Below are 19,607 nucleotides of genomic sequence, written 5' to 3' on the forward strand. Positions count from 1 at the left end.
GAGGAGGAGGATGGGGCTCAGCCGAGTCGGTATTCGTTGAGCAGGCCGCGGGAGATGATCGTCTTCTGGATCTCGGAGGTGCCCTCGCCGATCAGCAGGAACGGCGCCTCCCGCATCAGTCGCTCGATCTCGTACTCCTTGGAGTAGCCATAGCCGCCGTGGATGCGGAACGCCTCCTGCACCACCTCCGCGCAGTATTCCGAGGCGAGCAGCTTGGCCATCCCGGCCTCGACATCGTTGCGCTGACCAGCGTCCTTGAGCCGGGCGGCGTTCACCATCAAGGCATGCGCCGCCTCGATCTTCGTACCCATCTCGGCGAGCTTGAAGGCCACGGCCTGGTGCCGGGCGAGCGGCTGGCCGAACGTCTTCCGCTGCTGGGCGTACGCGACGGCCAGTTCGAAGGCGCGCAACGAGATGCCACAGGCGCGGGCTGCCACGTTGACCCGCCCGACCTCGATGCCGTCCATCATCTGGTAGAAGCCCCGGCCGAGCCGGTCGGGGCCGCCGAGGATCGCGGTGCCCGGCACCCGCACGCCGTCGAGGACCATCTCGGTGGTCTCGACGCCCTTGTAACCCATCTTCTCGATCTTGCCGGGAATGGTGAGCCCGGGGGCGGTCTCGCCGAACCCGGGCTCCTTCTCCACCAGGAACGTGGTCATGTTGCCGTACACCGAGTCGGCACCGGTGTCAGTCTTGACCAACGTGGCCACCACCGACGAGTACGCGCCGTTGGTGAGCCACATCTTCTGCCCGGTGAGCAGGTAGTCCTCGCCGTCCGCAACCGCCTTCGACTTGATCGCCGACACGTCGGAACCACACTCCGGTTCCGACATCGAGAACGCTCCGCGTACCTCGCCGGTGGCCATCCGGGGCAGCAGCCGGTTCTTCTGCTCCGCCGATCCGTGCTGCGAGATCAGGTAGGCGACGATGAAGTGGGTGTTCACGATTCCGGAGATCGACATCCAGCCCCGGGACAACTGCTCCACCACCAGGGCGTACGTGAGCAGCGACTCACCGAGGCCGCCGTACTCCTCCTCGATGGTCAGCCCGAACAGACCCATCTCGCGCATCCCGTCGAGGATCTCCGCCGGGTACTCGTCGGCGTGTTCGAGCCGTTGGGCGTGCGGGATGATCTCTTTGTCGGCGAACTCCCGGACCGTCTCCAGGATCGACCGCTGGACGTCGGTGAGTCCGGGGGTCTGCGCGAGTCGAGCCATCTGGCGCCTCCGGTTGTGGTCGGCTTCGGTCGGCCGGGACAGGGCTCCCGTACTGGCCGGTAACCAAACGTGCGGTAAGTATCGACCCGACGGCCGACCAGCGCCAGTTCGCGAGTCCACACAATCGCTGTGAAAAGGTTCACCGGCTTGTAGCGTCCTGGTCAGAGACTCCCGGGAAGGGAGCGCCCGACTCGGGACGGGAGGCCGGAATGACGTATCCGCCACCTGGCGAATTCGACCCCGACCGGCCCCAGCCCCCGTACGGGCAGCCGGCGAGCGATCCCGCCAACCCGTACGGACAGTACGGCCAGCACGCCCCTCCCGGCTACGGACCACCCGGCCAGCACCCGGCCGAGGCATACGGGCCAGGGCAACCCGCCCATCCGGGCAGCGGGCACCCGGGCGCCGGACAGCCGTGGGTCGCCCCCGGCCAACCCGGCCAGTACGGGCCGGGTCCGCGACGCACAAACGTCCTCGCGATCCTGGCGCTGGTCTTCGCCTTCGTCTTCGCGCCGGCCGGCATCGTGCTCGGCCACCTCGCCAAGAAGCAGATCCGGGAAACCGGTGAGGAGGGCGAGCAGGTGGCCCAGTGGGGCCTGGTGCTGAGCTACGTCTTCACCGCGGTGGGGTTCGCCGCCTGCTGCGCCTGGATCGGGGTTCTCTTCTGGGCCGCTTCCAGCGACGGCGGCTGACAAGCGGGCGACGACCAGCGGCGGGTGGCGGGCCGCGGCCGGCCTCCGGCAGGACCTCAGTAGCGGAACTCCGCCTCCCGGACGCTGTTGCCACCGTCCACCACCAGCATCTGTCCGGTGATGTACGAGGCGGCGGGCGAGCAGAGGAAACAGATGGCGGCGGCAACCTCATCCGGCGTACCGGGCCGGCCAACGGGGGTCCCGAGCCCTTGTTTCAGCTCGGCCATCGTCGACGCCGCGGTGTAGATGGTGCCGGGCGCCACCGCGTTGACCGTCACCCCGTCGGCGACCATCTCCATCGCCAGCGCGCGGGTCAGTCCCACCACCCCGGCCTTCGCGGCGGCGTACGCGGCCTCGGTGGGCAATGCGTTGACCGGGCCGGCGGTGGCGGACAGGTTGACGATCCGGCCCCAGCCACGTTCCGCCATGCCGCCGATGAAGGCCCGGCTGCACAGAAACGCGGTGGACAGGTTGCGCTCGATCTCCCGATGCCACTCGTCGTAGCTGAGCTGGGCGACGGGTCGCAGCACCTCTGGGCTCGCGCGGCTGGCCAGTCCGGCGTTGTTGACAAGCACCTCGACCTCGTCGAGCTGGTCGGCGATCGCGTCCGCGAGCGCCGCCACCTCGGCCTCGTCGGTGAGGTCGGCGACGAAGCCGGTGACGCCGAGTTCGGCCGCGCGGTCGTGAATGCGTCGCGTGGTGGAGACGATCGCGACGCGGGCGCCGAGGTCACGCAGCCGGAGCGCCGTGGCGTACCCGATGCCGTCCGGGCTGCCCGCGCCGGTCACCAGCGCCACCCGTCCGTCGAGACGCAGGGTCACCGGGTCGGCCCGAGGCGCCGGGTCGATGTCGTCGGGTCCGGCGCCCATGCTGGTGCCACCGCCGCCGATGCCGCCGCTTCCGGTACGGCGGGCGAGCGTGGGACGGGTGACGTCCCGGCGAGATCGTCCTGAGCGGTCCGTGGCGCGAGCGTCGAATGCCATGTCGAGGATCCTGCCCGGTACGGGCGGTGCGGGCAACGCGCCGCCCCCGGAACACCGGCCCCCGCTGTTGACCACGGATGACTACCCTGTCGACGGCACCCTTCCCGGAATCCGGAGACGACATCGATGAGCTACCCCTCCCAGCCCGGCGACTGGCAACAGCAGCCCGGCGGCTGGACCGACCCGGCCGGGCCGACCCAGCCGTTCCCGAGCCAGCCCAGCGACCAACCACAGTCCAGTCCCCCACAGTCCGGTCCCCCGCAGTACGCGGCGCCCAGCGCACCCCCGATGCCGCCGGCGCCGGCCGGGCCCATGGCACCGGGCTACCCGGCGTACGGCTATCCGCCCGCCGCCCCGCCGACCAACAGCATGGCGCTGGCCTCGATGATCCTTTCCCTGGTCGGGATCGCCACCTGCGTCTGCGCGCCGATCGGCGCGATCCTGGGACATGTCGCACTGCGCCAGCTCCGGGAGCGGGGCGAGGGCGGCGAGTCGATGGCCAAGGCCGGCATCATCGTCGGCTGGATCGTCACCGGCCTGTACTTGCTCGCCATCGTCGGCTATGTGATCTTCATCATCTGGGTGATCGGCCAGGCCGAGTCGTCGTCGACGAGCGGGGACTACGGCTACTGAGGCGGCCCGTCGCCATCGGTTGGTCGAGGGGGTCCGCGTCGGATCACGGGGTCCGACGCGACCTCCCGACCGGACCGGGGAGTCAGGCCGGCGGGGTGAAGGACGACGTCCTGGTCATCCCCGCCGCGCGTCCCTTTGCCGCCACCACGAGCGCCATCTTGCGCGACGCCTCGTCGATCATCTCGTCGCCGAGCATCACCGCGCCGAGCCGGCCGCCCGCCTCCGAGGTGTAGTGCTCGTACGCGTCGAGGATCAGCTCGGCGTGGTCGTAGTCCTGCTGCGCCGGCGAGTACACCTCGTTGGCCGCGTCGATCTGGCCCGGGTGCAGCACCCACTTTCCGTCGAACCCGAGAGCCGCCGACCGCTTCGCCACCTCGCGAAACCCGTCGACGTCGCGGACCTGCAGGAACGGGCCGTCGATGGCCTGCTTGTCATGCATCCGGGCGGCCATCAGGATCCGCATCAGGATGTAGTGGTACGGGTCGCCCGGGTAGTCGGGGATCAACGCGCCGACCACCAGTGACCTCATGTTGATCGAGGCCATGAAGTCGGCCGGGCCGAAGATGATCGTCTCTACCCGGGGTGACGCCGCCGCGATGGCGTCCACGTTGACCAGGCCGGCCGCGTTCTCGATCTGCGCCTCGATGCCGATCCGGCCGACCTCCAGGCCCAGGGTCTTCTCGATCTGGGTCAGCGTGAGATCCAGCCACTCGACATGGCCGGCGGTCTGCACCTTCGGCAGCATGACGCAGTCCAGGTTCGCCCCGGCGCCCTCGACCACCTCCACCACGTCCCGGTACGTCCACGGCGTGGTGAGGTCGTTGACCCGCACCACCCGCGTTTTGTCGGTCCAGTCGCCCTCGTTGAGGGCAGCCACGATGTTCTTCCGGGCATCCGCCTTGGCCAGCGGCGCCACCGCGTCCTCCAGGTCGAGGAAGACCTGGTCGGCCGGGAGGCCCTGGGCCTTGCCGAGCATCTTCACGCTCGATCCCGGCACGGCGAGGCAGGACCGGCGGGGGCGACCAACAGCGACCATCAGGCGCTCCTTCATCTCGTCCGGACGGCGACTCCGGCCGGTCCGTCGGCTGACCCACAAGATCCACCTGACCGGCGGTCCGGTGCCGAGGTTGACGCCACGGTAACCTCACGCCATGGCCGGGGTGAACGACGCTGTGGAAGATCTCACTGAGCGTCGCCGGGTGGTCATCACCGGAGCCAGTTCCGGCATCGGTCTGGCCGCGGCCGTCGCGCTGGCCCGCCGCGGCGACGAGGTCGTGCTGGTCGGTCGGGACCCGGCCCGCCTCACCGCCGCCGCGGACCGGGTACGCCGGGCCAGCGGCCGGTCCCCGGAACTGTTCCGCGCCGACTTCGCGGTGCTCGACGACGTCCGCCGGCTCGCCGAGAACCTGCGCTCCGCGTACGACCGGATCGACGTGCTGGCCAACAACGCCGGCGCCATCGCCCTCGAACCGGTCGTCACGGTGGACGGCTTCGAGCTGAGCATCCAGGCCAACCACCTGGCCCCGTTCCTACTCACCAACCTGCTCGCCGACCGGGTCGGCCGGATCGTCGGCACCGCCTCGGACATGCATCGGGCCGGTGCGCTGGACCCGGACGACCTGAACGCGTCGCTCCGGCGCTATCGGGCGTTCCGCGCGTACGGCACCAGCAAGCAGGCGAACATCCTGTTCACGGTGGCGGTGGCAGAGCGATGGCCGCACCTGTCGGCGTACGCCTTCCATCCCGGCGTGGTGCGGACCCGCTTCGCCGCGGACAACCGGGTGGTGGCGTTCGGGATGCGGTTCGCACCGTTCCTGCGCAGCCCCGAACGCGGCGCCGAGACGCTGGTCTGGCTCGCCACCGAGGATCCGGCCCGGCTGGTTCCCGGCGGGTACTACCACGACCGGCGACGACAACGCCCACGCCGCACAGCGACCGACCCGGCGCTGGCCGACCGGCTCTGGGCGGCCAGCGCCAGGGCTGTCGGGCTGGACGCGTGACAGCGTGATCACAGAAGTCCGGCGAGGAGTGCGGCCGCGCGAGCGGCGCCGTCGGTGGCGACGGGACGGTATCGGACCTCTCGGCCCAGCTCGACGGTGATCGCGTCGGCGAGCGCATCGGGTGTGAGATCGGCGAAGTCGAGCCGGCGACCGGCGTTGTGGCGGCGGAGCCGGTGCGCGATTCGAGGAGCCCGCCTGAATCGGACCTAGGTGACACAGAACTCGTTGCCCTCGGGGTCGGCCAGCGTGACCCAGGAGAACGGTCCCTGCCGCGCCCGGTGCTGGAACGTCGCGCCGCGCGCGGTCAGCCGGGCCACCTCCGCCTCGACGTTCTCCTCACCGACCCGCACATCGAGGTGCACCCGGTTCTTCACCGACTTGGCCTCGGGCACGGCCTGGAAGAGCACCCGGCGGCCCGAGTCGGGGTGGACGATGGCCGCCCCCACCTTCCACACCAGCACCCCGTTGTGGGTGGTCGTGTCGTCCTCGGACGCCTGACCCTCGTTGACCATCCGCCGGATGAAGGCCTCATCGGTGGGCTCGACGCGCCAGCCCAGCGTCTCGGCCCACCAGTCCGCGAGCGGGTGCGGGTCCTTCGCGTCGAATGTCACCTGGAAGTCGTACGCCATGCCGGGAGCCTAGAAGAAGACCCCGACGATTCCGCGGAGCGCCGGACCCGCGCCGCCGTCCGATCAGACCGCACGCCGCCGGCCAACCAGATCGGCGGTCCGGGCGGCCCGCCGGGCCGCCCGCGCTCCGCCGGCCAGCACCACTGCGACGCCGGCCAGCAACATGGCCAATCCGGGCAGGGCGGCGGGCCGGGGCACCTGTCCCAACCAGGCCCAGGCGATCAGGGCCGCTCCGACCACCTCGAGCAGGACGAGCACGCTGATGGTGGTCGCCGAGACCCGGTGCAGGGCGTAGTTGAACAGCGAATGACCCAGCAGTTGGGCGCCGAGCACCAGCGCCAGGATGGCCAGCCAGGTCTGATCGGCAAAACCGGTGAGCGGGATGCCGGCCGCCAGGCAGCCGGCCAGCAGGAGCAGGGCGCAGACCCCGTAGCAGATGGTGGTGTAGGTGACGGTTGTGAGACTGCCGCGGACCCGCTCGCCGAGGGCGGTGTAGACCGCGATCGCCATCCCACCGAGGACGGCCAGCAGGTCACCGACCACCGCCGGCCCGGACGTGCCGAGGTCGGCGCCGGTGGCGAGGGCGGCGCCGGCGACCGCCAGCCCGATCCCGACCCAGACCACGCGCGCCAGCCGGCGACCCTGACCGACGGCGATCAGCCCCTGCCACACCGGCTGGGTGGCGCCCAGCGCCGTGGCGGCGGCGACCGTGGTGAGCTTGACGCTCGACATCCAGGCGGCGAAGTGTGCCGCGAGGGCCACTCCGGACAGCACGCAGAACCAGCCGGTCAACCGGCCGGCCGGGCTGATCAGGTGGCGTATCTCCGCCCGTCGTCCGAACAGCGCGACCGGCGTCAGCACGCCGGCCGCCAGCGCGGTACGCCAGAACGCCACGGCCAGCGCCGGGGCGGCGGCGAAGGCGATGAGCGGGCCCGACGACGACACAGCCAGCACGGCGAGCGCCAGTGCCCCACTTGTCAACAGGTGGGAATTCGGCGAGGAATTGGAGTAGCGCGGCCGCACAAGCGAGTATCACCACAGCCAGCGGGAGCACCAAGTTGATCTAGGCCGCACCTAAGATCATCTGTAGCCTTCCGTCGACGCGGCGGAACCCTCACGGAGGTTCGGCGCGATGGTCGCGTACCAGGCGGTGCTCTTCGACTTCTTCGGCACGCTGACCCACGCCGTCCGGCGCGGTTCGGCCCATTCCGCGGTCGCCCGCGCCCTCGGCTGTGACCCCGCCACCCTGATCCAGGTGCTCGACCGGTCCTTCCGCCTGCGGGCCAGCGGAGCCCTCGGCGATGCCGAGGCCACCCTGCGCTGGGCCGGGGAGCAGGCCGGTGGCCGGCCCACCGGTCCGGCGCTGCGGACCGCGCGGGAGCACCGGCTGGCCGCGGTCCGCGCGGACACCCGGTTGCGCCCCGAGGCGACGGAGGTGTTGCGCGCGCTGCGGCGGGCGGGCACGCGAACCGGCCTGGTCAGCGACTGCACACACGAGCTGCCCGACTTCCTGCCGGCGCTGCCGATCGCCCCACTGCTGGACACCACGGTGTTCTCGGTTCAGGTGGGCAGGTGCAAGCCCGACCCGGAGATCTTTCTCGACGCGTGCCGACGGCTGGGGGTGCCGCCACGGCGCTGCCTGTACGTGGGCGACGGCGGCAGCCGCGAACTCACCGGTGCCACGGCGGCCGGGCTCACCGCGATCCGGCTGGCGGCCCCGGACCTCGCCGCCCACCTGGTGTTCGACGCCGATCGGGAGTGGACCGGGCCGGCGATCGTGTCACTGTGTGAGGTGCCGCGCCTCGCGCTGACCGGCATCGGAACGGGTGCCGTCCCGACCGGTTCTGCGGCAGGATGAGGCGGTGACCGACGCAGACCCCACGCCCGTCCCGCTGCTCGACGAGGCGATGAAGAAGGCCTCGGTGGCCTGGGTCGCCATCGACGGCGGTCCGGCGTACGCCGTCTGGTGCGTGGCCCTGGAGAGCGCGCTGTATGTGGTGACCGGCCCCGGGGAGCAGGCGGTGCCGGGCCTCGCCGCCGCCGGCTCCGCGGAGGTCACCCTGCGGGGCGACCACGGTGGCCGGATCGTCAGCTGGCCGGCGGAGGTGACCCGGGTGACGCCCGGCGACGAACAGTGGGCGAGCCTGGCGCCGCAGGTGGCGGCCAAGCGGCTGAACTCACCTCAGCCGGCTCCCGAACTCGTCGACCGGTGGGCCGCGGAATGCGTGCTCAGCCGGCTCGCGCCGGCCGACGCGCCGGTTACCGCGGGCGACTCGCTGCCCGACGCGTCCCACGCCGAACAGCCGCGGGAGACGCCGGCCGCCCGGCCCACCCGACGCCCGTTCCGGCTGCATCGGGTCCGTCGTCGCTGATCGAGTCGGCCGACGCCGGGATCTGTGGCGTCATGGCCGCCCGGTCAGCCGACGAACGGCGGAACGATGATCTCGCCCCGGGCGATCGGGACCACCGAGCCGGAGACCGTGGCACCGACCGCCCGACCCTCGGTAGCCATCACCGAGCACTCCAGGGTCGACGGGCGGTGGATCTCCGCACCCTGCCGGACCGTGTACGCGGACTCGCCGTCGGCGGCCAGCAGACCCTCCGCCACCAGCCAGACCCCCAGTCCCAGCGCCGCCGAGCCGGTCGCCGGATCCTCCGGTACGCCGACACCCGCCGCGAACACCCGGACGTGCGCCACCCGTTCGGCGGGGTGCCAGGCCGCGACGACCATCGAGTCGGTGCCGTACCGGCGCATCGACGCGAGGTCGGGGGCCACCGCCCGGCCGACCGCCTCGGGACGTACCAACAGGTACGGGAACTCCAGGCCGCATCCCGCCAGGCGGGCCGACGACCCGGCCAGGTCCTCCCGCCCCAGGCCGGCCAGTTCCACGAGTGGACCGCGGTCCAGCTCGTCGCCGATCGTGGGAGTGCCGCCGGTCACCGTCGCCCGATTGTCGTCGACCGCGATCGGCAGCAGGCCGGCCCCGCACTCCTGGACCACCTCGCCGGCCGGGAACACTCCCCGCCGGCTCCCGGTCACCGCCGCGCCGGCGCTCGGATGGCCGGCGAACGGCAGTTCCCGGTGAGGGGTGAAGATCCGCGCCCGGTAGGTGGCGCCGGCCCGGCTCGGCGGCAGCACGAACACCGTCTCCGACAGGTTGAACTCTCGGGCCAGGGCGAGCATCTGGTCGGTCGCCAGTGTCGCCGCGTCGAACACCACGGCGAGCGGATTGCCTCCGAACGGGCGATCGGTGAAGACGTCGACGATCTCGTACGGCAGGCTCGTCATGGGCTCCGACCCTAGCCGCATAGGCTTGGCGACGTGACCACGCCGACCCGGGTGTACATCGCTCGACTCGCCGGCCTCGCCGTCTATGACCCGAACGGCGAACTGGTGGGCCGGGTCCGTGACGCCGTGGCGCGACTGCGCACCACCAACCGGGCACCCCAGGTGGTGGGACTCGTCGCGGAGATGCCACTGCGGCGGCGGATCTTCCTGTCCATCAACAGGATCACCTCAATCGACGCCGACGCGGTCGCGCTGGGCAGCGGAACGCTCAACCTGCGGCGGTTCTCGAAACGGCCGAACGAACTGCTCGTGCTGGCCGACCTGATCGACCGGCGGGTGCAGATCGAGCCGACCGGCGTCAGTGGCACGGTGATCGACGTCGCGATGGAGTGCAGCCGCGGCGGTGAATGGTCGCTGGACCGGGTCGCCATCCGCGAGCAGACCGGTCGACTCTCCCGACGCGGCAACGTGCACCAGGTGGAGTGGACCGATGTGCGTGGCCTGCTCGGCCCACCGGACGCGGCCCGGGGCACCGCGCACCTGCTGTCGTTGCTGGAGGAGATGCGTCCGGCGGACCTCGCCAACGCACTCCAGGAGTTGCCGGACGCCCGCCGTAACGAACTGGCCGCCGCGCTGGACGACGAGCGGCTCGCCGACGTACTCAGTGAGCTGCCGGAACGCGACCAGGTGGAGATCCTGGCGGCGCTGGACCGGGAACGCGCCGCCGACATCCTGGAGGAGATGGACCCGGACGACGCCGCCGATCTGCTCAGCGAGTTGCCCCCGACGGAGCAGGACGTGCTGCTCGACCTGATGCGGCCGGACGAGGCCGACCCGGTGCGGCAACTGCTCAAGTACACACCCGGCACGGCCGGCAGCGTGATGACCTCCGAGCCGGTGATCCTCCCTCCGGACGCGACGGTCGCCGAGGCGCTGGCCCGGATCCGGGAACCACAACTGTCGCCCGCGGTGGCCGCGCAGGTCTTCGTGTCCCGTGCCCCGATGGCCACCCCGACCGGCCGATACCTGGGCATCGTGCATTTCCAGCGGCTGCTCCGGGAGCCGCCGGCGGAACTGCTCGGCGGGGTGGTGGACAACGACATCGACCCGTTGCGGCCGGACCTCTCGCTGCCCGAGGTCACCCGCCGGATGGCGACCTACGACCTGGTCGCGATGCCGGTGGTGGACACCGCGAACCGGCTGCTCGGCGCCGTGACGGTGGACGACGTGCTGGACCATTCGCTGCCGCGCAACTGGCGGGACCGGGACGTGGCCGATGGTTGAGCAACGCCGCGCGAGTCGGCTGGACCAGCCGAGTCAGCCCCGCCGGTTCCGGCTGCCCCGGTTCGATCCGGAGGCGTTCGGCCGCTGGTCCGAGGCGATAGCCCGGTACATGGGAACGGCGAACTTCATCGTCGTGATGACCGTGGTGATCTCGGTGTGGCTGGGTTGGAACGTCTTCGCGCCGCCCCAACTGCGCTTCGACCCGTACACCTTCACGTTCTTGACCTTGGTCCTGTCCCTGCAGGCGTCCTACGCGGCGCCGCTGATCCTGCTCGCACAGAACCGGCAGACCGAGCGGGACCGGCTGGCCATGGAGGAGGACCGCCGGCGGGCCGCCATGCAGAAGGCGGACACCGAGTACCTGTCGCGGGAGATCGCCTCGCTCCGGCTCGCGGCCAGCGAGATGGCGACCCGTGACTTCATCCGCTCCGAGCTGTCCCGGCTGATCGAGGAACTGGACGAGCAGCAGCGCCGGCGGCAACGGCTGGAGCGCCGGGCGACGGAACGGGTCGGCGGCGGCCAGTGGACGGACGGCGGCCGCTCCACTCCGGCGGACAGCGACCGGCGGATGGACAGTGGCCGGTCCGCTCCGGTGGACGAGCCGCGCGACGAACTGGACGGCGACTGACCCGCACGCGCCGCCACGCCAGGCCGTCCGGGCTGGCCAGGCCGGTGCCGTCGGCTCCACCCGCACCGACCTCCGGGCGCCATGCACCGGCTCCGCTGTCGCCAAGATCGACTCGATTGCGGCGATCCAGTGGGGTTGGTCGCGGCATTACCCCCCACCATCGCCGATGTCGAGTCGATCTTGCGGCGCGCGATGGGTAAGCATGCCAGGGCAGGCCCGCCGAGACAGACAACGCCGCGCGCCTCAAGGGGCCAGGCGCGCGGCGTACCTGTTCGATGGTCGCACCGCACGCGTGCGACGTCCAGCCACCCTTTGGTGCGTTTCTCACCTATCGGGCGGCGGACCGAACCGGGACCCGAACGGCGGCAACCCGGACATCGCGTCGCTCACACCAGCACCGCCGGCCGCCGGTCCGGCGACCGGCGCGACGTAGCATTGCGGACATGTCTGCACCCGCCAGCACCATCCAGGACGCGATCCAGGCCGCCCTGGCCACCGTCGACGACCCGGAGATCCGCCGGCCCATCACCGATCTCGGGATGGTCCGGTCCGCCGAGGTCGGCCCGGATGGCGTCGTACGGGTGGAACTGCTGCTCACCGTCGCCGGCTGCCCGCTCAAGGACAAGCTTCGCACCGACATCACCACCGCCGTGGCCGCGGTCCCCGGCGTCAGTGGCGTCGAGATCGATTTTGGGGTGATGAGCCCCGAGCAGCGCCAGTCCCTGCAGGCCCGGTTGCGCGGTGGCGGGGGCCAGGAACCGGTCATCCCCTTCGCCCAGCCCGGTTCGCGGACCCGCGTCTACGCGGTCGCGAGCGGCAAGGGCGGCGTCGGCAAGTCGAGTGTCACCGTCAACCTGGCCGCCGCCCTGGCGGCGAAGGGAATGTCGGTTGGCGTGGTGGACGCGGACATCTACGGACATTCGGTACCCCGGATGCTGGGTGCCGACGGCCAACCCACCCGCGTCGAAGACATGATCATGCCGCCGCAGGCGCACGGCGTGAAGGTGATATCGATCGGGATGTTCACCGCGGGGAACGCGGCCGTGGTGTGGCGCGGACCGATGCTGCACCGGGCCTTGCAGCAGTTCCTGGCCGACGTCTACTGGGGGGATCTCGACGTCCTCCTGCTCGACCTGCCACCGGGCACCGGCGACGTGGCGATCTCCCTGGCCCAACTGCTGCCCAACGCGGAGATCCTCGTGGTGACCACGCCACAGACGGCCGCCGCCGAGGTGGCCGAGCGGGCCGGTGCCATCGCCCTGCAGACCCACCAACGGCTGGTCGGCGTGGTGGAGAACATGTCCTGGCTGGAGCTGCCGGACGGCTCCCGGATGGAGGTGTTCGGAGCCGGCGGCGGCGCCACCGTGGCGGAGTCCCTGACCAGGACGATGGGGGCGCAGGTGCCGCTGCTCGGCCAGGTGCCGCTGGACACCCGGGTCCGCGAGTCCGGCGACGCCGGCAACCCGATCGTGCTGGCGGACCCGGAGGCACCGGCCTCCCGGGCGCTGGCGGCCGTGGCAGACCGGCTCGCCGTACGCCGGGAATCGTTGCTCGGGAAGCCGCTCGGGCTGCGCCCCGCCGGGCGCTGACCGGCCAGGCATTGACCGGCCGGGCGCTGACCCGCCGGGCATTGACCGGCCAGGCGGTCCGCTCTTGTCAGGTGGCGTCGACGTCGTAGCCGCCACGGCCCGACGCCGTGGCTCCTCCGATCGCCGACCCACCGGTCGCCGAACCGCCGGTGCCGCTGGCCGTGCCGGACCCGGTGACCGCTGACTCTTTCGTGCCACCGGATCGGAAATCAGTGGCGGCGGCCACGTCCTTCAGCTCGTTGTGCACCCCGGTGATGTCCGAACGCAGGTTGTCGTAGACCCCCTGGATCGGCTTGCGGATCGCCGCCTCGTCCTCCTCGCTGAGCAGGTGCTTGCGGATGAACGCCTTCGGGTGCAGATCCTCGAGCTTGATGTCGGTGCCGAGTTCACGGCTCAGGTCACCGGTGGCGTTGTTGGCCATGTTGCGAAGATTGCGCACCATCCGGAGCCCGTCGCTGATCACCTTCGGCAACCGGTCCCCGAAGATCAGCAAAGCCACCAGCAGAAGCAGCCCGACCTCGAACGCGCCCAGGTTCTCGAACATGTCGCCCCCTCCCCACGTCCGGCGGTCAACCCAGCCTACGCACCAGGGCCCCCATACCGGCAGGGGGTTGGCGACCCACTACTTGGCGTCCGCCGCGAGCGTCACCGAGGCGGTCTGCCGGCCGGTGCCCCGGCGGTACTCGACCGCCACGACCGAGCCGGGCGCGTACTTGCGTACCAGGGCGATCAGATCGCTCGGTTCGGCCAGCACCCGGCCGCCCAGCTTGAGCACCACGTCACCGGCCTTCAAGCCGGCCCCGGCGGCCGGTCCGCCCGGCTCGACGCTGGACAACCGTACGCCCGCGCCGACGCTCGCCCCGGAGTCGGAACCGACCTGGGCGCCGATCACGGTCCGGCGGGCCTTGCCCGTCTCGATGATGTCGGTGGCGATCCGCTTCGCCTGGTTGATCGGGATGGCGAAGGCCAACCCGATGTTTCCGGCCTGCTCCTCGTCCAGGGACAACGATTTGATCACCGAGTTGACGCCGACCACCCGGCCGGCGCCGTCCACCAACGGCCCGCCCGAATTGCCCTGGTTCACCGCCGCGTCGGTCTGGATGGCCGCGTAGTAGCGAACCTGACCGCCCGGCTCACCCGCCCGGATGGTGCGGTCGACAGCGCTGACGATTCCCGCGGTCACGGTGTTGGCCAGGGCCAGTGGCGAGCCGATCGCCAGCACCGGATCGCCCACCGCGATCGCGTCCGAGTCGCCGAACTCCACCGGGGTCAATCCGGTACGCGACGTCTTGATCACCGCGATGTCCGACTCGGGGTCCTGGCCGATCACGGTAGCGGGGGCGGTGGAACCGTCGGTGAACTCCACCGTCGCCGGGCCTCGAACCCCGTCCACCACGTGCTGATTGGTGATCACGTAGCCATCCTCCGTGACCACGAATCCAGAGCCGACGCTGGTCCCCCCACCGGCATTCGCCCGCACCGTTACCACGCTCGGCAACAACCGCTCCGCCACTCCGGCGAGGCTTTCCGGGGGGCGCCGGGCGGCCTGCGGAGCGGATCCCGTCGGCGCACCCAGGCTGGCCACGGTGCCCGCTCCGCCCCGGACCGCGAACGCGTACCCGAGCGTGCCCCCCAACGCACCGGCCAGCAGGGCTGTGACGATCGCCACCAGCAACACCATGCGCATTGGCCGGGAGCGCGGCGCGTCCGGGTCGATCACCGGCTCCGGCTCGGCGACTCCGGTACCCGGCGCCCGGAGCACCATGGCCGCCGGCGCGTGCGGGTCCCGCCACGGGTCGTGCAGGGCGTCTGACCACCAGGGCGAATCACCGGCCGACGGGTGGGGCGTCGAGGACGCGCCCCCGCCGACCGGCCGGTGGGGCGACGGCGCGGCATTGTCGGGCTGGCGCCAGTTCCAGCCGTCGGTCACGTTCGGTGCCCCTCCCAGTCCATCCCGGACATACGATGATCCACCCGGCCGAGGACGGCCGCCCGGGTCGCGGAGTCCGGTGTCCGCATCCAGGATTACACGGATGAGGCGAGAGCAGTCAGGGGTTGCCCCTGGGCCGGCCACCGTCACGGGCCGGTCCGGGCCCCGCCACCCGCCGGTTTCGGGCCGGCACCCCCTAGTCTCGTAAGCGTCTCGGATTCGCGTTCACTCCCGACCCTTCCGCCGCCCGGAGGTGCCCCATCGGCACGCTCGACCGGTCCGTCGCCTCGACGGCCAATCAGGCACTGCAGTTCGCCGAGGCGTACGTCCCCGAGGACCTCGTCCTGCGTACGGCCCGGGGCCTGGCCCACGAGGTGGGCCTGACCGCCGTCACGCCGGGAGTGGGCGCTGCCCTGCGGCTGCTCGCCGCCGCGGGGAACGCCCGGGCGGTGGTGGAGATCGGGACCGGCACGGGAGTCAGCGGGGTGTGGCTGCTGCGCGGGATGCGCCGGGACGGCGTGCTGACCACCATCGACGTGGAGGCGGAGCACCAGCGGATCGCGCGCCGGATCTTCATCGAGGCCGGCTATCCGGCCGGCCGCACCCGGATCATCACCGGGCGAGCGCTGGATGTGCTACCCCGACTGGCAGATGGCGCCTACGATCTGATCTTCGTGGACGCGGACGTCACCGAGTACGGTGCCTGCGCGGACGCGGCGCTCCGGTTACTGCGTCCCGGGGGGGTGCTCGCGCTCAGCGGTGCCCTGGCCGGCGGGCGGATCGGTGATCCCGCCGCCCGGGACGTGGCGACCGTCACGATCCGCGAAGTGATCAAAGCGATCCGCGAATCTGAGGACTGGGTGGCCGCGCTGCTGCCGGCCGGCGACGGACTCCTCACCGCCGTCCGCCGCGGTTGACAAGAGCCACCCGGGTGGCAAGAGCCTCCTGGAGCGTGTCCTCACCGGTCGGCGAGCCAGCGGAGCAGGGTCCGGACGCCCCAGCCGGTGGCGCCCTTGACCAGCTCGGCGTCGTCCTTGCTGGTCCATGACGGCGCGGACATGTCCACGTGTAGCCAGCGGTCGCGTAGCTCGCCGGTGAACTCCCGCAGGTAGAGCGCCGCGATGACCGATCCGGCCCCCTTGGCGGGCGAGCTGTGTAGATCAGCTATCTCGCTGGCCAGATACTCGACGTAATCGCTGGGCAGGGGCATCCGCCAGGCGTGCTCGCCGGCCGCCGCGCCCGCCCCGAGGACGGACTCGGCCAGCTCGTGGTTCTCGCTGTACAGGGCTCCGGTGCGGGCTCCGAGGGCCACGGCGTTGGCACCGGTCAAGGTGGCCAGGTCGATCAGCACGTCGGGGGCGAGCCGGTCGACCGCGTACGCCAGGGCGTCCGCGAGCACGAGCCGGCCCTCGGCGTCGGAGTTGGTGCTCTCGCTGGTCCGACCGCCGTAGTGCCGGATCACGTCCCCGGGCCGGAACGCCGAGCCGCTGACCATGTTCTCGGCCAGCGGCGCCAGCGCGGTCACCCGAACCGGCAGGCGCAGCGCAGCGGCACCCAGCGCGGCGGCGATCACGGCGGCGGCGCCGCCCATGTCCTTGCGCATCAGCTTCATCGCGTCCCGAGGCTTGATCGACAGGCCACCGGTATCGAAGGTGATGCCCTTGCCGACGAGGACGACATGGGTTCGCGCGTCCTCGGGATGCCAGTCCAACTCGACCAGGCGGGGTGGGCTCGCCGAGCCGCCCCCGACGGCGAGGATGCCACCGAACCCCGCGGCGGCGAGCTCAGCCGGCTCGCGCACGGTGACGGTGAGGCCGCCCGCCACGCCGTCCGGTCCACCGGCCGATTCGCCGTCCGGTCCACCGCCCGGCTGGTGGGCCACGATCAGCCGGTCGGCCGCCGTGACGACCTGGTCGGCGAACCAGGCCGGGCTCTTGACCGACGACGGCATGTTGGTCAAGTCGCGGGCGAAGCAGGTCATTTCCGCAGTAACGCGTGCGGTACGCAACGCGTCGACGTATGCCTCCGTCCCGGCCACGGCCAGCATTACCCGGCCACCGGAGGGTGCGGCGTCGTCGGAGCCGGGCAACCGGAAGCGGTACGAGGCCAGCCACAGCCCCTCGGCCAGGCCGCGCACCACGGCTGGACCGGCGTCGGGGGGCAGCGCCACGGCGACGGTCCGCTCGGTCGCGCCGGAGCGGGCCAGAGCGGCACCGGCCGCCCGCCAGCCCGCCTCGTCGCCGTCGCCGACGCCGACCAGCACCAGTCGGACCGGTTCCCGGGACGGGGCGACGGATACGTGCGCGACGCCGGCCGCGCCGGAGTGCTCCACGGCGGGCAACAGCGCCGTCGCCTCTGCCCGCAGGTCGTCCGGCACGGGGAACTGGCCGGGCAGCAACTCGACCGCCGGCGCGTCGGACGCCGCCTGCCGGTCGCCGGGGTGGACCGGCAGGACGAGCGCGTCGAACCCGACAGGCTCGGCGACGAAACCGATGTCCAGCACCCCGACATACCTCCGCGTGTGATTGTGGCGGTCGCCCCGCCCTGGTTGGCGAGCGGCCCACGTCCACCGGGTCAGAATCGCGGCTCGGTCGCCCGAGCCCACCCACGGCGAACGGTCCGGACCCGCTGTGCGCGGGCCCGGACCGTTTCGTCAATCGTCAGCCGACAGCGGCCTTCAGCGCGTCACCGAGCGCATTGGCCTCGTCGGGTGTCATCTCAACGACGAGCCGGCCGCCACCCTCCAGCGGCACCCGCATGACGATGCCCCGGCCCTCCTTGGTGACCTCCAGCGGACCGTCACCCGTCCGCGGCTTCATCGCCGCCATGTCGTCTCCCCTCAGACCTTCATTCGGCCCGTGGGTTGCCCCACAGCCACTTCGCCAGCATTGCCGCGCCAGAAGCCCGCGGCGTCGACAAACGATTTTCCCTGATGAACACCGTCGGACCCAAACCGAGTAGGGCTCGATGTAACAGCACCTAGCATATATCCGGAATGACTGTCACAATATGCGGTCATGCAGGCACGGTCGGCACTCTTCGACCTCTATGGCGACTACCTCCGCCCGCGGGGTGGGCGGGCGCCGGTTGCCGCCCTGGTCAGGTTACTAACTCCGCTCGGAATCGCGGCACCCGCGGTACGGACGGCAGTGTCCCGGATGGTCCGGCAGGGTTGGCTGGAACCGCTCCGACTGGCCAGCGGACCTGGATATTCGATCACACCCAAGGCGGCCCGCCGGCTGGACGAGGCCGCCGGCCGCATCTACCGCACCGGCAGGACGAGCTGGGACGGACGGTTCGACCTACTCGTCCTGGACGGGCCAGGTAACCGGCGGGAACGGCAGCGGCTCGGCGCCAACCTGAGCTTCCTCGGGTACGGGATGCTCGACGAGCGGACCTGGGTGGCCACCCGACCGAGCGATGACGTCGACGACGTGCTCGCCGAGTCCGGAGTTCGCTTCGAAAGGTTCACCGCCACCCACGCGGCCGGCACGCCCGGCGCGGTGGGTGTGGTCCGGCGAGCCTGGAATCTGGCCGAGATCGGCGAGGCGTACGAGGGCTTCGTCGAAGAGCAGCGCCCGCTGGTCGCCGCTGTCACGGCCCGCAGCACCGACGAGGACGCGTACGCGGTCCGGTTCCGGCTGGTGCACGCATGGCGTACCTTCCTGTTTCGGGATCCGCAGCTGCCGCCGGCACTGCTGCCCCAGCGGTGGCCGGGCACCGGCGCGGCGACGTTCTTCGACCGGCACGCGGCCCGGCTCCGGCCGGCCGCCGACCGGTTCGTCGACGCCTGCCTGGGCAACGGTCCCACGATCAGTCCCCGAGTGCCCGCCGGCCGCCGTGCCCCTGACCGAAGGATCCGCCAACCGTGACCGAGCCCCTGCTCGTCGACCGCACCGATGCCGTCGTCACCCTGACCCTGAACCGCCCCCAGTCCATGAACTCGCTGGACGTGGCGCTCAAGGAGGCGCTCCGGGACGCGCTCGCCGAACTGGAGCAGGACCGGTCCTGCCGGGCCGTGGTGCTCGCCGGCGCGGGTACGGCGTTCTCCGCGGGTCAGGACCTGCGGGAGCACGCCGCCGGCCTGGAGTCGGCGGCCGGCGACCCGCTGGAGACCGTACGGGCGCACTACAACCCGATCGCCGCCCGACTGGCCAACCTGCCGAAGCCGGTTGTCGCCGCGGTGCGCGGCATGGCCGCCGGGGCGGGCGCCTCGCTGGCCTTCCTCGCCGACTTCCGGATCGGCGGGCCGGGCACCAGCTTCCTGATGGCGTTCGCCCGGGTCGGACTGGCCGGGGACACCGGCGCGTCCTGGTCGCTGCCCCGGCTGGTCGGTCACGCCAAGGCGGTCGAGCTGCTGATGCTCGCCGAGCCGGTCACCGCCGACCAGGCGATGCGGTTGGGTCTGCTGACCCGGCTGGTCGATGACGACGAGCAGGTGCTCCCGCAGGCACACGAGTTGGCCGCCCGGCTGGCCGCCGGGCCCACCGTGGCGTACGGAGCGATCAAGCGTCAGCTCTCCGTCGGAGACGCGGGCACCCTCTACGAGGCGCTGGCGGCCGAGGCGCAGGCGCAGACCATCTGCGGTGCCACGGCCGACCACCGGGCCGCCACCGCCGCGTTCGTAGCCAAGCGGAAGCCGGTCTTCGAGGGCCACTGAGAGGTGGACCGCGAGTCAGGCTCGACGCGGAGTCAGGCTCGACACGGTCAGCCCCGACGGCTCCGGATCCCCG

21 protein-coding genes are annotated in these 19,607 nt (G+C 71.7%); 11 read left to right on the forward strand and 10 right to left on the reverse strand.

Annotated features, from left to right (window positions below; genetic code table 11):
* Positions 1-17: 17 nt before the first annotated feature.
* On the reverse strand, positions 18-1,217 hold the full coding sequence (locus ACFQUZ_RS02115; protein WP_377437082.1) for an acyl-CoA dehydrogenase family protein: 1,200 nt from the start codon (positions 1,215-1,217) through the stop codon (positions 18-20).
* A gap of 209 nt (positions 1,218-1,426) precedes the next feature.
* Here ACFQUZ_RS02115 and ACFQUZ_RS02120 point away from each other — a divergent pair, with 209 nt between their 5' ends.
* Positions 1,427-1,909, forward strand: coding sequence for a DUF4190 domain-containing protein (locus tag ACFQUZ_RS02120; protein ID WP_377437084.1), 483 nt, complete (start codon positions 1,427-1,429; stop codon positions 1,907-1,909).
* A gap of 56 nt (positions 1,910-1,965) precedes the next feature.
* On the opposite strand, the gene ACFQUZ_RS02125 is transcribed toward ACFQUZ_RS02120, so the two are convergent.
* On the reverse strand, positions 1,966-2,892 hold the full coding sequence (locus ACFQUZ_RS02125) for an SDR family NAD(P)-dependent oxidoreductase (protein ID WP_377437085.1): 927 nt from the start codon (positions 2,890-2,892) through the stop codon (positions 1,966-1,968).
* Between the two features lie 126 nt (positions 2,893-3,018).
* Between ACFQUZ_RS02125 and ACFQUZ_RS02130 the strand changes: the two genes are divergently transcribed.
* Positions 3,019-3,525: a DUF4190 domain-containing protein gene (locus ACFQUZ_RS02130; RefSeq protein ID WP_377437086.1), complete on the forward strand. Its 507-nt coding sequence runs from the start codon at positions 3,019-3,021 to the stop codon at positions 3,523-3,525.
* A gap of 82 nt (positions 3,526-3,607) precedes the next feature.
* Here ACFQUZ_RS02130 and ACFQUZ_RS02135 read toward each other — a convergent pair whose 3' ends face one another.
* Positions 3,608-4,561 (reverse strand): HpcH/HpaI aldolase/citrate lyase family protein, encoded by a 954-nt coding sequence (locus tag ACFQUZ_RS02135; RefSeq protein WP_377437087.1) that lies wholly within the window; start codon positions 4,559-4,561, stop codon positions 3,608-3,610.
* A gap of 136 nt (positions 4,562-4,697) precedes the next feature.
* Here ACFQUZ_RS02135 and ACFQUZ_RS02140 point away from each other — a divergent pair, with 136 nt between their 5' ends.
* Positions 4,698-5,525 carry an SDR family NAD(P)-dependent oxidoreductase gene (locus tag ACFQUZ_RS02140; RefSeq protein WP_377437483.1) on the forward strand — a complete coding sequence of 276 codons (828 nt, stop codon included), beginning with the start codon at positions 4,698-4,700 and terminating at the stop codon, positions 5,523-5,525.
* A gap of 206 nt (positions 5,526-5,731) precedes the next feature.
* Here the strand turns inward: ACFQUZ_RS02140 and ACFQUZ_RS02145 are convergent, their stop codons facing one another.
* The gene (locus tag ACFQUZ_RS02145; protein WP_377437089.1) at positions 5,732-6,154 is read right to left on the reverse strand and encodes a VOC family protein; all 423 of its coding nucleotides are present in this window, start codon (positions 6,152-6,154) and stop codon (positions 5,732-5,734) included.
* A gap of 63 nt (positions 6,155-6,217) precedes the next feature.
* Entirely contained in the window at positions 6,218-7,138 is a 921-nt protein-coding gene (locus ACFQUZ_RS02150; protein WP_377437484.1) for a DMT family transporter, read from the reverse strand.
* A 148-nt stretch (positions 7,139-7,286) separates the two neighbouring features.
* Here ACFQUZ_RS02150 and ACFQUZ_RS02155 point away from each other — a divergent pair, with 148 nt between their 5' ends.
* Positions 7,287-8,012 carry an HAD family hydrolase gene (locus tag ACFQUZ_RS02155; RefSeq protein WP_377437091.1) on the forward strand — a complete coding sequence of 242 codons (726 nt, stop codon included), beginning with the start codon at positions 7,287-7,289 and terminating at the stop codon, positions 8,010-8,012.
* A gap of 49 nt (positions 8,013-8,061) precedes the next feature.
* Positions 8,062-8,526, forward strand: a complete 465-nt coding sequence (locus ACFQUZ_RS02160) for a hypothetical protein (protein WP_377437485.1) — start codon at positions 8,062-8,064, stop codon at positions 8,524-8,526.
* Positions 8,527-8,570: 44 nt separating this feature from the next.
* On the opposite strand, the gene ACFQUZ_RS02165 is transcribed toward ACFQUZ_RS02160, so the two are convergent.
* On the reverse strand, positions 8,571-9,443 hold the full coding sequence (locus ACFQUZ_RS02165) for a PhzF family phenazine biosynthesis protein (protein ID WP_377437092.1): 873 nt from the start codon (positions 9,441-9,443) through the stop codon (positions 8,571-8,573).
* 33 nt (positions 9,444-9,476) lie between these two features.
* Here ACFQUZ_RS02165 and ACFQUZ_RS02170 point away from each other — a divergent pair, with 33 nt between their 5' ends.
* The 3 genes from ACFQUZ_RS02170 to ACFQUZ_RS02180 all read left to right on the forward strand — a co-directional run bounded on the left by ACFQUZ_RS02170 (position 9,477) and on the right by ACFQUZ_RS02180 (position 12,944).
* The gene (locus tag ACFQUZ_RS02170) at positions 9,477-10,727 is read left to right on the forward strand and encodes a magnesium transporter MgtE N-terminal domain-containing protein (RefSeq protein WP_377437094.1); all 1,251 of its coding nucleotides are present in this window, start codon (positions 9,477-9,479) and stop codon (positions 10,725-10,727) included.
* Complete coding sequence (locus ACFQUZ_RS02175) at positions 10,720-11,355, forward strand: DUF1003 domain-containing protein (protein ID WP_377437096.1); 636 nt, start codon at positions 10,720-10,722, stop codon at positions 11,353-11,355. Before ACFQUZ_RS02170 ends, ACFQUZ_RS02175 begins: the two co-directional genes overlap by 8 nt.
* A gap of 443 nt (positions 11,356-11,798) precedes the next feature.
* The gene (locus tag ACFQUZ_RS02180) at positions 11,799-12,944 is read left to right on the forward strand and encodes an Mrp/NBP35 family ATP-binding protein (RefSeq protein ID WP_377437098.1); all 1,146 of its coding nucleotides are present in this window, start codon (positions 11,799-11,801) and stop codon (positions 12,942-12,944) included.
* Between the two features lie 67 nt (positions 12,945-13,011).
* Here the strand turns inward: ACFQUZ_RS02180 and ACFQUZ_RS02185 are convergent, their stop codons facing one another.
* Together ACFQUZ_RS02185 and ACFQUZ_RS02190 are read right to left on the reverse strand one after the other, a co-directional pair.
* Complete coding sequence (locus tag ACFQUZ_RS02185) at positions 13,012-13,488, reverse strand: preprotein translocase subunit TatB (RefSeq protein WP_377437099.1); 477 nt, start codon at positions 13,486-13,488, stop codon at positions 13,012-13,014.
* Between the two features lie 78 nt (positions 13,489-13,566).
* Positions 13,567-14,874, reverse strand: coding sequence for a S1C family serine protease (locus tag ACFQUZ_RS02190; RefSeq protein ID WP_377437100.1), 1,308 nt, complete (start codon positions 14,872-14,874; stop codon positions 13,567-13,569).
* Between the two features lie 305 nt (positions 14,875-15,179).
* Here ACFQUZ_RS02190 and ACFQUZ_RS02195 point away from each other — a divergent pair, with 305 nt between their 5' ends.
* The gene (locus ACFQUZ_RS02195; protein WP_377437486.1) at positions 15,180-15,791 is read left to right on the forward strand and encodes an O-methyltransferase; all 612 of its coding nucleotides are present in this window, start codon (positions 15,180-15,182) and stop codon (positions 15,789-15,791) included.
* 41 nt (positions 15,792-15,832) lie between these two features.
* Here ACFQUZ_RS02195 and ACFQUZ_RS02200 read toward each other — a convergent pair whose 3' ends face one another.
* Both ACFQUZ_RS02200 and ACFQUZ_RS02205 read right to left on the reverse strand, forming a co-directional pair.
* The gene (locus ACFQUZ_RS02200) at positions 15,833-17,377 is read right to left on the reverse strand and encodes a leucyl aminopeptidase family protein (protein WP_377437101.1); all 1,545 of its coding nucleotides are present in this window, start codon (positions 17,375-17,377) and stop codon (positions 15,833-15,835) included.
* A gap of 157 nt (positions 17,378-17,534) precedes the next feature.
* A complete protein-coding gene (locus tag ACFQUZ_RS02205; protein WP_095563524.1) occupies positions 17,535-17,702 on the reverse strand; it encodes a DUF3117 domain-containing protein in 168 nt (55 codons plus the stop codon).
* Positions 17,703-17,891: 189 nt separating this feature from the next.
* Between ACFQUZ_RS02205 and ACFQUZ_RS02210 the strand changes: the two genes are divergently transcribed.
* Positions 17,892-18,746 (forward strand): PaaX family transcriptional regulator C-terminal domain-containing protein, encoded by an 855-nt coding sequence (locus ACFQUZ_RS02210; RefSeq protein WP_377437102.1) that lies wholly within the window; start codon positions 17,892-17,894, stop codon positions 18,744-18,746.
* Positions 18,743-19,534: an enoyl-CoA hydratase-related protein gene (locus tag ACFQUZ_RS02215; protein WP_377437103.1), complete on the forward strand. Its 792-nt coding sequence runs from the start codon at positions 18,743-18,745 to the stop codon at positions 19,532-19,534. The genes ACFQUZ_RS02210 and ACFQUZ_RS02215 overlap by 4 nt, the downstream gene beginning before the upstream one ends.
* Positions 19,535-19,607: the final 73 nt, after the last annotated feature.

It is taken from the genome of Plantactinospora sp. GCM10030261 (assembly GCF_042666615.1).
In the GTDB taxonomy this organism is placed as follows: Bacteria; Actinomycetota; Actinomycetes; order Mycobacteriales; family Micromonosporaceae; genus KBS50.

What these genes read in the sequence shown, in the direction of transcription:
- ACFQUZ_RS02115 (WP_377437082.1), bottom strand. Translation starts at nt 1,217, where the DNA reads ATGGCTCGACTCGCGCAGACCCCCGGACTCACCGACGTCCAGCGGTCG.
- ACFQUZ_RS02120 (WP_377437084.1), top strand. Translation starts at nt 1,427, where the DNA reads ATGACGTATCCGCCACCTGGCGAATTCGACCCCGACCGGCCCCAGCCC.
- ACFQUZ_RS02125 (WP_377437085.1), bottom strand. Translation starts at nt 2,892, where the DNA reads ATGGCATTCGACGCTCGCGCCACGGACCGCTCAGGACGATCTCGCCGG.
- ACFQUZ_RS02130 (WP_377437086.1), top strand. Translation starts at nt 3,019, where the DNA reads ATGAGCTACCCCTCCCAGCCCGGCGACTGGCAACAGCAGCCCGGCGGC.
- ACFQUZ_RS02135 (WP_377437087.1), bottom strand. Translation starts at nt 4,561, where the DNA reads ATGGTCGCTGTTGGTCGCCCCCGCCGGTCCTGCCTCGCCGTGCCGGGA.
- ACFQUZ_RS02145 (WP_377437089.1), bottom strand. Translation starts at nt 6,154, where the DNA reads ATGGCGTACGACTTCCAGGTGACATTCGACGCGAAGGACCCGCACCCG.
- ACFQUZ_RS02155 (WP_377437091.1), top strand. Translation starts at nt 7,287, where the DNA reads ATGGTCGCGTACCAGGCGGTGCTCTTCGACTTCTTCGGCACGCTGACC.
- ACFQUZ_RS02160 (WP_377437485.1), top strand. Translation starts at nt 8,062, where the DNA reads ATGAAGAAGGCCTCGGTGGCCTGGGTCGCCATCGACGGCGGTCCGGCG.
- ACFQUZ_RS02165 (WP_377437092.1), bottom strand. Translation starts at nt 9,443, where the DNA reads ATGACGAGCCTGCCGTACGAGATCGTCGACGTCTTCACCGATCGCCCG.
- ACFQUZ_RS02175 (WP_377437096.1), top strand. Translation starts at nt 10,720, where the DNA reads ATGGTTGAGCAACGCCGCGCGAGTCGGCTGGACCAGCCGAGTCAGCCC.
- ACFQUZ_RS02180 (WP_377437098.1), top strand. Translation starts at nt 11,799, where the DNA reads ATGTCTGCACCCGCCAGCACCATCCAGGACGCGATCCAGGCCGCCCTG.
- ACFQUZ_RS02185 (WP_377437099.1), bottom strand. Translation starts at nt 13,488, where the DNA reads ATGTTCGAGAACCTGGGCGCGTTCGAGGTCGGGCTGCTTCTGCTGGTG.
- ACFQUZ_RS02205 (WP_095563524.1), bottom strand. Translation starts at nt 17,702, where the DNA reads ATGGCGGCGATGAAGCCGCGGACGGGTGACGGTCCGCTGGAGGTCACC.
- ACFQUZ_RS02210 (WP_377437102.1), top strand. Translation starts at nt 17,892, where the DNA reads ATGCAGGCACGGTCGGCACTCTTCGACCTCTATGGCGACTACCTCCGC.